This window comes from Rickettsia endosymbiont of Orchestes rusci, from assembly GCF_964030945.1.
Classification (GTDB): Bacteria; Pseudomonadota; Alphaproteobacteria; order Rickettsiales; family Rickettsiaceae; genus Rickettsia.
The window spans coordinates 363,877-378,833 of sequence record NZ_CAXIQG010000004.1; the positions used below are offsets into that span (position 1 = coordinate 363,877).

Consider the following 14,957-nt stretch of genomic DNA (forward strand, 5'->3'; position numbering starts at 1 on the left):
AATTTTTGCAAAGTGTTTCGGTGTCATACCGTGGCTTGACCGGCGTTGTTGCATGGATTAGAAATTGCCGTAAAAAGGGTGTCATTCCCGCGAAAGCGGGAATCCATTCTTGTCATGCTGAACTTGTTTCAGCATCTATTACACAAGGCATTGTTGCATGGCTCGAAAATTAATAAAAAACTCGTCATTGCGAAGCCACGAAGTGGCTGCGGCAATCCAGGCTATCCCGAATGTAATGAGGGATTTAATTAGAATACTAAACAAGTTTAGTATAAAAATATGTTTATACTTGATTGCCGCGTCGGCATAAATGCCTCCTCGCAATGACGATTCTGGTAGCCACGCAACAAAGCCATTACACAAAGATCCTGAAATAAATTCAGGATGACTATAATTTTTCTGGATTCCCGCCTTTAGCTAGAATGACATCGAAAATTCGAGCCACGCAACAACGCCGGCTTGACCACGGTATCCAGTCTTTTACTAAGATTTTTTCTGGATACCGTGGGAGGGGCCTCGGTATGACAATTTTAATCGATTTTAACCATACCCAGCCTCTTTCCTGCCGTACTTAATATTTAAAATTTGATAACATTATTAACACAATCTTAGAAATTTATCCTATACCTTACCTTTATATATAGACAAAACAACTCTTATATAGTAATATTATGTTATTTTTTAGTAAACAAATTAATATTCCTACAGAATTCAACAATATAAGGTATGTAATAATGACCGACAATTCTTCAAAACTTTTTCGTAAAATATTAAAAAACAGCTTCTTAGTGACTGCCTCCGGAGCAGCGATAATGTTCGGTAGTACAGGGGCTTTGGCTGCGGCCAGGACTACTACTGCTGTAAATATAAATTTAGCTACGGGGAGCGGTTTATATCCTGCAGGGGGACCACTTGATCCTTTTATTGCAGGTTCTACTTTACAATTTTTAGGAGCTCATAATATTCAATTTGCTAATAGAGCTATATTAGCAGTAGATATGAACGGCTTTTCAACTAACGCAGTAGTTAATCAAAATATTAGTGTGGGTTCTATCACTGGTACCCCTGGTAATACATTAGATGTTACAGTGAATAACACAAAAGTTTTAACTTTAACTGGTACTGCCGGCGGTGCTGTTGGAGCTAAGGATTACACTGGCTTGGGTGCTATAACCCTCGGAGGAGTAACTGCAGGTTTAACTATTAATGTTCCTGCTGGTTTAATAACACTTGATGGTACTATAGATGGTGTTGTTGCTAATAATGGTGTATTAATAGTTACCACGCCTACAAACTTTACAGGCGCAATTGGTGGAGGTAACTATGTAGCATCGGCTGTTTATAATGCTGATTCCACTATTGCTAGCCTAGTAGCAGACAGTATGAATATTGGTGCAGCAAATATAGAAGTAACAGGTGCTTTGGATATAAAAACAACATTAAAATTTACAGCGGATGGACAATTAACAGTAGGTGCGGGTATAGCAACCGCAAATGTAACAAACTCCGCTCCTAATCAAGGAACGCTTATAGTTAATGGTGGTGATATACAAAATGTCGGTAGCGCTGATGCTGGTGCCGCTGTCGCCGGTCCATTAAATCTATTAACATTTAATAATGCTGCGGGAAGTAATGCAGGTACTATATTTGCTACCACTACTAAAATTAGTAATGTGGGAACGGATTTAAAAGCAGGTTTAATAACAGGGGATGTACAATTTACGGCAGCAGGTAAGTTAACAGCTAATAATGGCATAACCGGTAATGTGGATTTTAATGGGCAAGATGGAACAGTTACTTTAGAAGATGGGCAAACTATTGCTGGTGCAGTTGATAGTAGTGTAGGCGTCGGTAATTTAGGTAAATTGGTATTTATAGGAGATGGTACTGTAACTGAGGATATTGGAGCTACGAAGGTTATTAATTATATTGATATCCAGGGTGATAATAATATAGCAGTAATACTGCAAGGTAATGTTAATACACAAATTTTAAAATTTACTCAAGATGCTGCAAATGAAGCAGCAACAGTAAAAATTACCGGTAACTTTGCAGGTGCAGTAACATTTACGGGAAATGCTAATGCTTTTGGTGATGGTGGTATTATTGAATTTAATGATGCTACCGCTAATGCAAGCCATATATTTGCCGGTACTCTTACTGTAGGAGCGGGGAATGCAGACAATGGTCAAATAACTGTTAATACTGCTCTTTTAACAGCAACAGATAGCTCTATCGGTCTTATCGGTAGAGTTAAAATAAATGATCAGAAGGCTTTTGCAGTAGATGCAAAACTAGGAAATGTTGCGTTGTCTGTAATAACTGACTTTAGTTTTGTAGGAAACAATTCTCAGTTAGTCTTAACTAATAGTAGCACTACTGATGATAGAACAATTACCTTTAATGATGATTTAGATCCTGGTGGAAATGTAGGAATAGTCACGCTACAAAGTAAGGGAAATAAGTTATTAACATTAAATAGTATTGACGGGACTGAAAAACTTGGAACCGGAGCTAATTTCAAAGCATTAAATGTCGATGGGCAAGTTACGATTTCAGGGGTTTTCCCTGGTGCCGGGGGGAATAGACTAGACGTAAGCGGTGCCGATCTATTAAATCTCTATAACGGTGCAACATTTACAGATCAAGGCGCTACCTCAGGAGAAATAGCCACGATAAATATTGGTGCAGCAAGGCCTACCGGTGCCGCTCTACCTGTCGGAACAGCTAAATATATCCTCGATGTGAGTAGTTTTGCGGCAGCAAACGCAGCAGCACCAATTAATCTTCTATCAGATGCTGCTAATAACAATGTGTTAAGCTTTTTATCTGCTGCTTCAGAATTTACTATTCAAAATACAGCAGCAGCAGATCAACTAGTGATTTTCCAAAATCACGTAAAAGGCTTTGATACAGGTGGAGCAGCCGGCGGGGGGATAGTAAACTTAATCAATACTGCTGCTGCTACTACTTTAATAGTAAGTGGTGCTGATGCTAAAAAAGCACAACTTGGTAATACCAATAATATAGCACAGCTTAATATCACCGGAAAAGTTCAAGTTTTAGGAAATTATGCTCCTGGAGCCGGTTATAATGCACTTGATCTTAGTAGATCTGATTTATTAAGTATCTATAAAGACGCAACATTTATTGATGAAAGTGCTACATCAGGAAGCATAAAAAAAATAAATATCGGTGGAGCGCTTCCTGCCGGAGGTGGTGCCGGAAAAGCTATCTATGGCCTTAACGTGAGTTCAACAGCAGTAGCAGGAGCAGCAGCAGTAGCGGCAGGAGGAGTACCAATTGATATTAATCTTTTATCAGCCGCAGATCCAGCAAATGTTTTAACCTTCTTAAGTGCTGATTCGATATTTGCTATTCTGAATGTAGCAGCAGCAGATCAGAAAGTGATTTTCCAAAATCACGTAGTAGGTATTAATAACGCCGGCAATGGTGGTGGTACAGTAAGCTTAATCAGCGATAATGGGGGTACTTTAACAGTAAGTGGTGCTGATACAAAGAAAGCACAGCTTGGCAATACCAATAATCTAGCAGAGCTTAATATTACCGGAAATGTTATAGTCACTGGTAATTATACTGCTGGAGTCAATTATAATGCACTGGATGTTAGCAGGTCTGATTTATTAACTGTTGGTAATGATTCATTTTTTATTGACCGGAGTAGTACTTCAGCATCAATAAAAACAATAAATATTGATGGAGATGGAGAATATAGACTTGATGTGAGCACGAAAGCAGCTTTAGCGGCAGTAGCAGGTGTTCCAGCTGCAATTAATCTTTTAAATAATGGTGGGGCAGCAAATGTTTTAACCTTCCTTAATGCTGCTTCGACATTTTCTATTTACAATACAGTAGCAGCAGATCAACAAGTGATTTTCCAGAATCACGTAGTAGGTGCTGCTGGCGGCGGCGGTAGAGTGTTCTTAACCAGCAATGGTGGTGGTACTTTAACAGTTAGCGGTGCTGATAATAAACACGCGCAGCTTGGTAATACCAATCCGTTGACGTCGCTCAATATTACCGGAAAAGTTACAGTTACCGGTAATCGTGGTGCTGGAGTTGCATTTAATGCATTAGATATAAGCCGGTCTGGTTCATTAAATGTATTTAATGGTGCTACATTTATTGATCAAAGTGCTACTTCAGATTTAATAGCAGGAGAGATATTTATTGGTGAAGCTCCCGGTGGCGGTGTTGCTGGGTTTGCAACTCATGCTATTGATGTAAGCTTTGCTCCGGCTGGTGCAATAAATTTATTAACGGTAGCGGATCAAATCGTATTTAGAGATCCAAATTCAGTATATGAAATACGAAATTTAGTAAATGCTCAAGATATTACGGTGACATTACAGAATACGCTTGCTGGCGGATATAATGACGGCGTAAACCCAGCAGTAGATGATGGAGGCATAGTATTCCTTACTAGTAGTAATGTAAAGACATTAACAGTTCAAAGTAAGACCGGCGGAGAGACATTCGGTGCTGGTGGAAATGCATTATCAGCATTGGGTATTACCGGTAAGGTTACAATAGTAGGTACAGCGGGCAAAGCGGTGGATATAAGCAATACCCAGGTATTAGATGTTTATAATGGTGCTACATTTACCGATAAAAGCGCAACATCCGCAACAATAGCAGCGATAAATATTGGCGCTGATCCTGCAGGCGGAGCTGCAACCGGAGCAGCAGTGCATGTGATCGATGTAAGTACTGCAGCGGGTGCGGCGGTTAATCTTTTAGGTAATAACGTTATCTTTAAAGATGCCGGTTCAACATTGAAAATACAGAATACTGTTGCGTTTGATAAAACTGTAACTTTGACTAATAGTATAGAAGGAAATGTTCCAAACGGAGCTGGTGGTATAGTTGAGCTTAATGCCGCTACTAACAAATTAACTATTAACGGCGGAAAAACTCTTGGTACTAATGCAAATAAGTTACAAACCTTGAAGCTTTCCGGTAACGGAGAGATTGTGCTAACAGGAACAAAATATTTTGCTACAAATCTTGACTTAAGCGTTAAGGCAGTAACACTTGACGATGTTCCTCAGCATTTAGAGTTTAGTGGAGACACAATATTAACAGAAACCGGCAACATTGCTAGTGTAGATTTCAAAGGTAAGAATGCCATCATAAATATGGCTAACGGCACAAATATTACCGGCGCCGTAACCAACACTGTTGCACCTCCTACTAACAACGGAACCATAAATTTTGAGGGTACCGGCACGATCGGCGGTAATATTACCGGCCTTGCTATGTTAAAAGTCGGAGCCGGAGCGGTAGCTCTTACGGCCGGCGGTCCTACCGTAATCACTGAAATTCAAGGAACCGGCACTGATACTTTAACCTTGGGACCGGACTTTAAGTTAACAGGTAGCATAAACTCGACCGGGGGGAAAGCATTAAAGCTGAACTTTACTAACGGTGGTAGCGTCAGCGGCGTTGTAGGGACTGCGGCTAATTCGGTTGGTGATATTACCACGGCGGGTGTTACAAGTTTTGCAAGCAGCGTTAATGCAAAAGGTACTGCGACATTTGGCGGAACGACAAGTTTTGCTGATACATTTAATAATACGGGAGCAGTTACTTTAGCGGCACAATCGATAAATACATTTAATAAGCAAATAACAGCAACTAGCATGGTAGCAAATAATGCTACTATGATAATTAATGCACCTATGCCAATTAGCGGTACTAATTTAACCGGTAGCGGTACTACTATTACTCTTGGTTCAAATCAGCTGCTATTATCAGCGGGAACTAAGGCAACCTTTACCGATCAATTGACTTTAAATACCAATTTTGATGGAACAGCAAATACCGGCGGTAATATCTTAATTACTGGTGCTGGTAGTGAAATGGATTTATCAGGGGTAACAAAATTAAAAGTAGTTATTTCTACCACAAATTTTGATCCTAATAATATTAATCCAAACACTCAATATACTTTAGCTGCGGCTGCATCTGAGGGTACTTTAAAGCAATTAGCATCAGCCGATGCTATCGAAACTGATATTGGGGCTCAGGAAAACCAATTCCTTAAATGGACTCTTAATCCGACATCTTTAGTGTTATCACCTTCTATTGTGGATAACGTAAATGATAGAATAGAAGAGGAACTAACCACAGGAGACTTGAAAGATGCGTCGCTAGGGGTGAAAGCAGATATTAGAGCTTTAGAGACTGCTACTGATCCTAATTCAGAAGGTTTCAAGTTTAAAGTAACTATGGGAAATATTTTGGATAATGAAGAGTTAACAACCAAGGTAATGAAAGCTGTGGGTGATAGCCAAGACCAAGTTCCATCTAGTGATGCAGTTAATAATACGACAGTTGCAGTTACTAATACTGTTGTAAGTGCAATGGGTTCATTAAACTCTAGGATGAATAGTTTCCAAGCTGTTAACCAACCTATAGCGGTTGCTTCCGGTGATGAAGATGAAGCTAAATTCGGTGTATGGGCTACGCCGTTTGTAGGTAATAGTACGCAAAAAATGCGTAACAATATAAATGGTAACAAAACTAACTTTGGTGGTGCCACAGTTGGTTTTGACGGTATGATAAATGATCAAGTAGTTCTTGGAGTTGCGTATACTAGAGCGGGGACTAAGATTAAGCAGAAGAATGATAAAATTGGTGATAGCAGTAAAGTAAAAAGTAATATTTACTCTATTTATGGATTATATAACTTACCAAATAATAATTTATTCTTCCAAGCTGTAGGTTCATATAGTGATAGTAGAATAAAGAGCTACTCACAGCGTTATCAACCGGTAGCGCGTAATACCCTAGCTACGCAAATAGCAAATGGTAATTACAAGTCACGTGGCTTTACCGGGCAGATTATGGCGGGGTATGATTATGTAGCACCGCAAGCAGTTAAGTTAACGCCGATGGTAGGGCTTAGATATTCTAAAGTTAAGGATAGTGGTTACACCGAAACGGGTACAACGCTGCAAAATCTAATTGTTAAAGGCAAAAACTATAATCTTGTGAATGGTCTTGCTGGAGTAAAACTGTCAAAAGATATTAATACGGGTCATATGATATTAACCCCTGAAATTTATGGGATGTTAGACTATGGCTTTAAGAACAAACTGCCAACTCCTGATGCAAGATTGCAAGGAATGACTACTCCTTTCCCGGCAAGTAAATTTAAACCTGTTAAAACTACTTGGAATGTCGGTACCGGCGTGACTGCTAAGTATAAGATGATGGAATACGGTGTTAATTACGACGCGAATGTTGCAAGTAAATATTTCGCTCAACAAGGTAGTGTAAAAATTAGGGTGAATTTCTAAGGTAAATCCTTGTCATACCGTGGCTTGACCCACTACTGTACGAACGTTGAAAAAAGGCTGTGTCATGCCGTGACTTGATCACGGCATCCAGGAAAATAAAGCCATATTAGACTTATTTTAGAATCTTTTTATGATATTATAAGCTGGATTCCGTGGTCGTAGCCACGGAATGACAGAATTTTTACCTCTTTATTTAAACGTTCGTACACTAATGGGCTTGACCACGGTATCCAGCGTTGTCGTCATCCTGAATTTATTTCAGGATCTACTCAAAAAGATGCTGAAACAAGTTCAGCATGACAAAAGAAAGTCTGGATTCCCGCTTTCGGGTCTTGTTGTATGGCTCGATAAAACCATAGTTGTCATTCCCGCGTAGGCGGGAATCCGGAGAAATACTTAAAATAAGTAAAATTATATAATAAATTACTATTTAATTTGCTCATATTAACTTTTTAACTTTCTGGATTTCCGCCTACGCGGGAATGACACCCTTTTCATGGCAATTTTCGATCCATGCAACAACGCCGTCGTAGCCACGGCAAGACAACAGCTCGTTTTACAAATCAATTAACTAAAAAGTCATGTTAAGTATATCTTGGCAGGACTTTTTTTGTATTATATCAAATATAAATTTGATTTTTTTGAGCTTAACCTATATTTTAAATCGAGGTTCTGTGTACCTAATTAAATTATTTTTAATTTGAGTTATTTTTTAGCGAAAATTAATAAGATTTTTGCAGGAATAGTTATTCATATTTCAAAAAAATCTTATAATTTGCAGCAAAAAAGAACTCAAATCAAGATTATTTAATTAAGTACACAGGACCTAAATTATATTAAGGATAGATATGGATAAAGACAAAGCTATTGCGGCGGCGCTTGCGCAAATCGAAAAAAGTTACGGTAAAGGCTCGGTAATGAAGCTCGGCGAACGTCCGAATGTTGATATCGAAGCTATATCCACCGGTTCACTTGGGCTTGATATTGCGCTTGGGATAGGAGGCGTACCGAAAGGCAGAGTTATTGAAATTTTTGGACCTGAAAGTTCGGGAAAAACTACGTTAACACTTCATTTAATTGCCGAAGCACAAAAAAAAGGCGGCACATGTGCTTTTATCGATGCCGAACATGCGTTAGACCCGGCTTATGCCAAGAAACTAGGGGTAAATATCGACGAGCTGATTATCTCTCAACCCGATACCGGCGAGCAAGCTCTTGAGATTACCGACACTTTAGTACGCTCCGGAGCTATTGACATGGTAGTAATAGATAGCGTGGCGGCGTTAGTGCCGAAAGCGGAAATAGAGGGAGAAATGGGCGATTCTCATATGGCTTCGCAAGCAAGGCTCATGAGTCAGGCACTGCGGAAACTTACGGCTTCGATTTCCAGAACAAATTGTATTGTTATTTTTATCAATCAGATCAGGATGAAAATCGGCGTTATGTTTGGTAGCCCGGAAACTACGACCGGCGGCAACGCGTTAAAATTTTATGCATCCATACGGCTTGATATAAGAAGAATCGGCGCCATTAAGGATAAAGAAGAAGTAGTAGGTAGCCAGACGAAAGTAAAAGTTGTTAAAAACAAAGTATCACCGCCGTTTAGAACTGCAGAATTTGATATAATGTACGGCTCCGGTATTTCAAAGGAAGGAGAAATGATTGACCTTGGCGTTAAACTTGAACTGATTGAAAAATCAGGCTCGTGGTTTTCTTATAGAGAAACAAGAATCGGGCAAGGGCGGGAGAACGTTAAACAATATTTAAAGGAACATCCGGAAATTTCTACGGAAATTGAACGGCTAATACGCCAAAAATCTTCACAAATCAGTAAGGTAAGTTTAGATAGTGAAGAAGAATAAGCACAGATAGTATCTTGATGTCATTGCTGCGTGGATATCTCAAACGTCATTGCGAGGAGTCGTAGGCATTGTTGCATGGCTACCAGAATCGTCATTGCGAGGAGGCACAAAGTGCCGACGCGGCAATCAAGTATAAACATATTTTTATACTAAACTTGTTTAGTATTCTAATTAAATCCCGAATGTAATTCGGGATAGCCTGGATTGCCGCAGCCACTTCGTGGCTTCGCAATGACGAGTTTTTTATTAATTTTCGAGCCATGCAACAACGCCTAGCGGGAATCTAGGTTTTTTTGTCATGCTGAACTTGTTTCAGCATCTTTAGTAGATCCTGAAATAAATTCAGGATGACTATAATTTTTCTGGATTCCCGCCTGCGCGGGAATGACATCGAATGCAAGAGATGCTGAAACAAGTTCAGCATGACAAAAATTAGATTGCCACGGAGATAGCTAGCATATCCTCCCAATGACGGGATTTTTTTGTTAATTTCTTATTTACGCAAACAATGCAGCGCGGGAATGATATCAAAAATCCAATTCTTCCAGGCTTTTGGTCCAATTTTGTAAAGGAAAATAAAAATGATAGATTTAACAAATAAAACAGCTTTAATTACCGGTGCAACGGGTGCTATCGGCGGCGCCATTGCTAAATTAATGCATAAACTCGGAAGTCATGTAATTATTAGCGGTAGTAATGAAGAAAAATTAAAGAGTCTAGGGAGTATTTTAAAAGATAATTATACCGCGATAACATGCGACTTAGCAAATCCCGATGAATGCGCTAATTTAATAGCCGCTGCCCCGCAGCTAGATATTTTAGTATGTAATGCGGGTATTACTAAGGATATGTTAGCTATAAGAATGAAAGATGAGGAATTTGATAAAGTTATCGATATAAATTTAAAAGCTAATTTTATTTTAAATCGTGAAGCTATAAAGAAAATGATGCCGAATAAATACGGTCGGATAATTAATATAGCTTCGGTAGTTGCGGTTTCCGGTAATGCGGGACAAGCTAATTATTGTGCTTCAAAAGCAGGGCTTATCGGTATGACCAAATCTTTAGCCTATGAAGTTGCAACCCGCGGGATAACAATTAATGCAGTAGCCCCCGGTTTTATTGAGTCTAATATGACCGGTAAATTAAATGAAGCGCAGAAAGAAGCTATATTACAAAAGATTCCTCTTAAAGCTTACGGTAAACCAGAAGACATAGCAAATGCGGTAGCCTTTTTAGCAAGTGACGAGGCTGCTTACGTTACGGGTCAAACTATTCACGTAAATGGCGGTATGCTGATGGTATAACCATCAGTTTACTAACGGAGATTTGAATTAAATTTAAGGAAATTTACTATATAGATTGACGATAAAGATTAATATGATTATTTTATGCTAGCATAAAATAATTTTTTATGCTAAAAGTTTTGATTTAAGGTAAGGCTTTTTTGAATTTAGGTAAGGTACAGCTAAATTCAGAAAGCTTCAGGCAAGATGAATTTGAGGAAGAGCTAAGCTACCGTACTTAAAGTACGTGAGTACAGGCGAATGCCGAAAAATTCACTTGTATCAAGCTTTCTGAATGACGCTGTATACTCTTCTTCACACCACTTGAGTATGGCGTTTATCTAAAAATAAGCCGCTCTTTTTAAGTTCAAGGGAATATATTTTTTTGCTTTCAAGAATATTTAATTCTTGAAGATATAGAAATATAAACAATTTATTTAGTTTAAACGATTTACGGAGTTCAATTATGAGTACAATGAATAGTGTCGAACAAGATGTTATTGAAATTGTTGCTATTACGTTAGGAGTAAAAAAAGATACGATAAGTGCTGAATCACGATTAAAAGAGGACCTTAAAGCTGACAGTTTAAGTACGGTCGAATTGATGATGACAATAGAGGCTAAATATAAAATTGATATATCCGATGAAGAAGCAAGTAAAATACTAACCGTATCGGATGTTGTAAACTATATCCAAAAACAACAATCTATATCTGCGTAAACTAATTTTCTAATCTGAAATTTTTGAAAATATAAGAAAATGTCAACTAAAAGAGTAGTTATTACCGGGCTTGGACTTGTTACTCCTCTAGGGCTTGATGTAAAATTATCTTGGAACGGTATTATAGAGGGGCGTAGCGGAATCAAAACTATTACGGAATTTGATACTTCAAATCTTGCCTGTAAAATTGCCGGTCTTATTGATAGTTCAGAAGAATACGGTTTTAAGCTTGAGAATTTTACCGACCCCGCAGAGGTAAACAAGTTAAGTAAAATGGATAGATTTATCCATTACGGAGTTGCTGCGGCAACCGAAGCAATCGAAGATAGCGGCTGGCTACCTAAGGATGAAGCATCTTGTGATAGAACCGGTTTAATACTCGGTTCCGGCATCGGCGGTCTTAAGATGATAGAGGACACCTCCGTAAAATTGCATCAAGAAAATAACGGAAAAGTTAGTCCGTTTTTTATACCTGCTTCCTTAATCAATCTTTTATCCGGTCTTGTTTCTATAAAATACGGCTTTAGCGGTCCAAATCAAGCGGCAGTAACTGCTTGTTCTACCGGAGCGCATGCTATAGGCGATGCCATGCGCATTATAAAATACGGTTATGCGGATGTTATGATTGCCGGCGGCGCAGAAGCTCCGGTAACACCGGTAGGAGTAGCGGGATTTGTTGCGGCAAGGGCTTTATCTACAAAATATAATGATATTCCTGAATTTGCTTCCAGACCTTGGGATCAAAATCGTAACGGTTTTGTCATGGGGGAAGGAGCAGGAGTCGTAGTTTTGGAAGAATATGAGCATGCAGTTAGAAGAGGTGCTAAAATTTACGCGGAGATTGTCGGGTACGGCTCAACGGGTGATGCGTATCATATTACTTCTCCGCATCCTGAAGGAAAAGGAGCTTATAAAGCAATGAGTAATGCTCTTAAGGATGCTAATATCCCTGCTGAGATGATTAATTATATTAATGCTCATGGGACTTCAACAATAATAGGTGATGCAATTGAATTAGCAGCGGTACAAAGATTATTTTTAGAAACTAATCCAAAAGTTTTAATGTCTTCCACAAAATCATCGATCGGTCACTTACTGGGAGCTGCTGGAAGTGTTGAGCTAATATTTTCTATTCTGGCAATTCAAGATCATATCGCGCCGCCGACATTGAATTTAGAAAACCCCATGGAAGAAGTTAAAATAGACTTAGTAGGGTTGCAAGCTAAAAAAGCAAAAATCGATTATGTTTTATCTAATTCTTTCGGCTTTGGCGGTACTAATGCAAGTTTAGTAATAAAGAAAGTTTAGGGTTTTAGACTCTATCTATCATAGGTGGGTAGCCCTCACACCGTCATTGCGAGGAGGGACGTAATCTCGACGTGGCAATCCGGGAAAAAATTAGTACAAAATGCTATGTAAATTATTATTTTCCGGATTGCCGCGCTCCCTTTAGTCGCAGCTTTGTTGCATAGCTCAAAAAGTAATAAAAATCCGTCATAGCGAAGCCACGAAGTGGCTGTGGCCATCCAGACTATCCCGAATTACATTCGGGATTTAATTAGAATACTAAACAAGTTTAGTATAAAAATATATTTATACTTAGATGGCCACGGCGCCAAGAGGCGCCTCGCCATGACGATTCAGCCATACAACAAAGCCCGCTGCAGCGGCGTTGTTGCATGGATGGTTAAAAACGCTCTCGGTGTCATTCCCGCGAAAGCGGGAATCCAGAAAATACTTAAAATAAGCAAAATTATATAATAAATTACTATGTTAATTTGCCCATATTAACTTTCTGGATTCCCGCTTTCGCGGGAATGACACCCTTTTTATGGTAATTTCTAATCCATGCAACAAAGCCCGCTGCAGCTAGGAATGACATCAGAAATATTTGTCAAAAATACACTTTCTAATTTGCCTTTATACCCCTTCCACAAATAAATTTTATGACGCCGATATATTATATTAAAAACGGTAATTTAAATTTTGCCGATAAAGTTATTTTATCAAACCTAGAGCTTTACCTTTATAAAGGTGATAAAATTTGTCTAGTCGGTCGTAACGGCTGCGGTAAATCTAGCCTTATGAAAGTAATATCAGGAACTTATGAATTAGATAAAGGCGAGTTATTTAAAGACCCTATCGCGGAAGTAGGCTATTTAACACAAGATGTTATCAATAATTTAAGCGTTAGTGTTTACGATTTTATTGCAGCTGCAGCTCTTGATAAAAAAATAGATAAATATCAAATCGATATAATTTTAGAAAAATTAGAAATCAAAGGGAGTGATAATTTATCTGCTTATTCAGGTGGGCAGATTAGAAGAGCCTACCTTGCTAAAGCTTTAGTATTAGAGCCGGAAATATTATTGCTTGACGAGCCGACTAATCACCTTGATATCAAAACAATTGAGTGGTTAGAAGAATTTGTTAAATCTTATAGCGGTGCTATTATTTGCGTTAGCCATGATAGAGCTTTTTTATCAAACGTTACTAACAAAATTTGGTGGCTTGATCGCGGAGTTTTGCGCAAATCCGAGCAAGGCTTTAAATATTTCGATGAATGGCAAACAATTATCGTGGCACAAGAAGAAGCGACTTTAAGAAAATTAAATAAAAAATTAGAGCAAGAAAATGATTGGTTAAATGCCGGAGTTACGGCTAGACGTAAACGAAATCAAAAGAGGCTCGGCGAGCTTAGAGCTTTAAGAGAAATATCAAGAGAGCATGCAGAAAAGTTATCTAGATCAAAGCAAAAAATCCAAGCAGAACTTACGGAAAATATTGCTAAAAGCAAATTTATTATAGAAGTAGATAGTGTTTCCTTTGGTTATAACGGTAATAAGATTATCGATAATTTTAGTTTTCGAGTGAAAAAAGGCGAAAAAATAGGAGTAATCGGAGCAAACGGCTCAGGAAAATCGACATTCATCAAATTATTAACTAAGCAACTATCGCCTGAAACCGGTAAAGTGATATATGGCGGTAATTTAGATATCTCCTATTTTGATCAACATCGAGAAAAGCTAAATCCTAACCGTACTTTGCAGCAAACTTTGTGTCCCACCGGTGGTGATCAGATATTTTTGCCCGGGAAAACTATGCATGTAGCCGGTTATTTGAAACAATTTATGTTTGACCCGAAGCTGCTTAATGCTAAAACCTCTATTTTATCCGGCGGCGAAGCGAATAGATTATTACTTGCCGGAATTTTAATTAATCCGGGGAATTTGCTTATTTTAGATGAGCCAACCAACGATTTGGATATGGATAGCTTAGAAATTTTGCTAGATATACTTGCAGATTATTCGGGAACATTAATAGTTGTTAGCCATGATCGTGATTTTTTAGATAAATTAGCTACTAGGACTTTAGTTTTTACGCAAGGAAAAATTATTGATTTAACAGGAGGTTATGAAGATTATAAACAATATTTTTCAAGCGCGCCTTCTACAAAAAAACTTACAAAACCCCCTTCCTCCTCGCCTTCCTATAAAGAATCTCAAAATAAAAAACTATCTTATAAATATCAACGTTTACTTGAAACTTTGCCGTTAGAAATAGAAAAATTAGAATTACAAATTAAAAATTTAGAAAGAGAACTTTATGATAGCAATTTATATTTAGCCGATCCTGCTAAGTATAATCTGATAACACGGCAATTAAGTTTGTATAAGCAGCAGCGAGATTTGTTATTAAATGAATGGCTGGAGATTCAGGAATAATACTTTACTAAAATACTTTAATATCTCTTGACTGATGT

General features: G+C 38.3%; 14 protein-coding genes. 11 read left to right on the top strand and 3 right to left on the bottom strand.

What is annotated here, in order from left to right; all coding sequences use genetic code 11:
- Nucleotides 1–5: 5 nt before the first annotated feature.
- The 6 genes from AAHM91_RS05490 to recA all read left to right on the top strand — a co-directional run bounded on the left by AAHM91_RS05490 (nt 6) and on the right by recA (nt 9,187).
- Entirely contained in the window at nt 6–173 is a 168-nt protein-coding gene (locus AAHM91_RS05490) for a hypothetical protein (RefSeq protein WP_342270143.1), read from the top strand.
- Nucleotides 158–310, top strand: a complete 153-nt coding sequence (locus AAHM91_RS05495) for a hypothetical protein (RefSeq protein ID WP_342270144.1) — start codon at nt 158–160, stop codon at nt 308–310. The genes AAHM91_RS05490 and AAHM91_RS05495 overlap by 16 nt, the downstream gene beginning before the upstream one ends.
- Nucleotides 311–422: 112 nt before the next feature.
- Entirely contained in the window at nt 423–575 is a 153-nt protein-coding gene (locus AAHM91_RS05500) for a hypothetical protein (RefSeq protein WP_342270145.1), read from the top strand.
- A 159-nt stretch (nt 576–734) separates the two neighbouring features.
- Nucleotides 735–7,325: an autotransporter outer membrane beta-barrel domain-containing protein gene (locus AAHM91_RS05505; RefSeq protein WP_342270146.1), complete on the top strand. Its 6,591-nt coding sequence runs from the start codon at nt 735–737 to the stop codon at nt 7,323–7,325.
- 169 nt (nt 7,326–7,494) lie between these two features.
- Nucleotides 7,495–7,701, top strand: coding sequence for a hypothetical protein (locus tag AAHM91_RS05510; RefSeq protein WP_342270147.1), 207 nt, complete (start codon nt 7,495–7,497; stop codon nt 7,699–7,701).
- A gap of 472 nt (nt 7,702–8,173) precedes the next feature.
- The gene (gene recA, locus AAHM91_RS05515; RefSeq protein ID WP_253308360.1) at nt 8,174–9,187 is read left to right on the top strand and encodes a recombinase RecA; all 1,014 of its coding nucleotides are present in this window, start codon (nt 8,174–8,176) and stop codon (nt 9,185–9,187) included.
- A gap of 91 nt (nt 9,188–9,278) precedes the next feature.
- Here the strand turns inward: recA and AAHM91_RS05520 are convergent, their stop codons facing one another.
- Both AAHM91_RS05520 and AAHM91_RS05525 read right to left on the bottom strand, forming a co-directional pair.
- Nucleotides 9,279–9,449, bottom strand: coding sequence for a hypothetical protein (locus tag AAHM91_RS05520; protein WP_341793253.1), 171 nt, complete (start codon nt 9,447–9,449; stop codon nt 9,279–9,281).
- Nucleotides 9,450–9,470: 21 nt separating this feature from the next.
- Nucleotides 9,471–9,656: a hypothetical protein gene (locus AAHM91_RS05525; RefSeq protein ID WP_342270148.1), complete on the bottom strand. Its 186-nt coding sequence runs from the start codon at nt 9,654–9,656 to the stop codon at nt 9,471–9,473.
- A gap of 112 nt (nt 9,657–9,768) precedes the next feature.
- Between AAHM91_RS05525 and fabG the strand changes: the two genes are divergently transcribed.
- The 3 genes from fabG (at nt 9,769) to fabF (ending at nt 12,502) form a co-directional block, all read left to right on the top strand.
- Nucleotides 9,769–10,494: a 3-oxoacyl-ACP reductase FabG gene (fabG, locus tag AAHM91_RS05530; protein ID WP_341793251.1), complete on the top strand. Its 726-nt coding sequence runs from the start codon at nt 9,769–9,771 to the stop codon at nt 10,492–10,494.
- A gap of 445 nt (nt 10,495–10,939) precedes the next feature.
- Nucleotides 10,940–11,194, top strand: coding sequence for an acyl carrier protein (acpP, locus tag AAHM91_RS05545; RefSeq protein WP_253308362.1), 255 nt, complete (start codon nt 10,940–10,942; stop codon nt 11,192–11,194).
- Between the two features lie 39 nt (nt 11,195–11,233).
- Nucleotides 11,234–12,502: a beta-ketoacyl-ACP synthase II gene (gene fabF / locus AAHM91_RS05550; protein ID WP_342270149.1), complete on the top strand. Its 1,269-nt coding sequence runs from the start codon at nt 11,234–11,236 to the stop codon at nt 12,500–12,502.
- Nucleotides 12,503–12,537: 35 nt separating this feature from the next.
- On the opposite strand, the gene AAHM91_RS05555 is transcribed toward fabF, so the two are convergent.
- A complete protein-coding gene (locus AAHM91_RS05555) occupies nt 12,538–12,720 on the bottom strand; it encodes a hypothetical protein (RefSeq protein WP_342270150.1) in 183 nt (60 codons plus the stop codon).
- Between AAHM91_RS05555 and AAHM91_RS05560 the strand changes: the two genes are divergently transcribed.
- Both AAHM91_RS05560 and AAHM91_RS05565 read left to right on the top strand, forming a co-directional pair.
- Nucleotides 12,707–12,955, top strand: a complete 249-nt coding sequence (locus tag AAHM91_RS05560) for a hypothetical protein (protein ID WP_342270151.1) — start codon at nt 12,707–12,709, stop codon at nt 12,953–12,955. The two genes, AAHM91_RS05555 and AAHM91_RS05560, sit on opposite strands and share 14 nt — an antisense overlap.
- A gap of 185 nt (nt 12,956–13,140) precedes the next feature.
- The gene (locus AAHM91_RS05565) at nt 13,141–14,919 is read left to right on the top strand and encodes an ABC-F family ATP-binding cassette domain-containing protein (protein ID WP_342270152.1); all 1,779 of its coding nucleotides are present in this window, start codon (nt 13,141–13,143) and stop codon (nt 14,917–14,919) included.
- Nucleotides 14,920–14,957: the final 38 nt, after the last annotated feature.

What these genes read in the sequence shown, in the direction of transcription:
- recA (WP_253308360.1), top strand. Translation starts at nt 8,174, where the DNA reads ATGGATAAAGACAAAGCTATTGCGGCGGCGCTTGCGCAAATCGAAAAA.
- fabG (WP_341793251.1), top strand. Translation starts at nt 9,769, where the DNA reads ATGATAGATTTAACAAATAAAACAGCTTTAATTACCGGTGCAACGGGT.
- AAHM91_RS05555 (WP_342270150.1), bottom strand. Translation starts at nt 12,720, where the DNA reads ATGGCCACAGCCACTTCGTGGCTTCGCTATGACGGATTTTTATTACTT.
- AAHM91_RS05495 (WP_342270144.1), top strand. Translation starts at nt 158, where the DNA reads ATGGCTCGAAAATTAATAAAAAACTCGTCATTGCGAAGCCACGAAGTG.
- AAHM91_RS05500 (WP_342270145.1), top strand. Translation starts at nt 423, where the DNA reads ATGACATCGAAAATTCGAGCCACGCAACAACGCCGGCTTGACCACGGT.
- AAHM91_RS05510 (WP_342270147.1), top strand. Translation starts at nt 7,495, where the DNA reads ATGACAGAATTTTTACCTCTTTATTTAAACGTTCGTACACTAATGGGC.
- acpP (WP_253308362.1), top strand. Translation starts at nt 10,940, where the DNA reads ATGAGTACAATGAATAGTGTCGAACAAGATGTTATTGAAATTGTTGCT.
- AAHM91_RS05505 (WP_342270146.1), top strand. Translation starts at nt 735, where the DNA reads ATGACCGACAATTCTTCAAAACTTTTTCGTAAAATATTAAAAAACAGC.
- AAHM91_RS05520 (WP_341793253.1), bottom strand. Translation starts at nt 9,449, where the DNA reads ATGGCTCGAAAATTAATAAAAAACTCGTCATTGCGAAGCCACGAAGTG.
- AAHM91_RS05565 (WP_342270152.1), top strand. Translation starts at nt 13,141, where the DNA reads ATGACGCCGATATATTATATTAAAAACGGTAATTTAAATTTTGCCGAT.
- fabF (WP_342270149.1), top strand. Translation starts at nt 11,234, where the DNA reads ATGTCAACTAAAAGAGTAGTTATTACCGGGCTTGGACTTGTTACTCCT.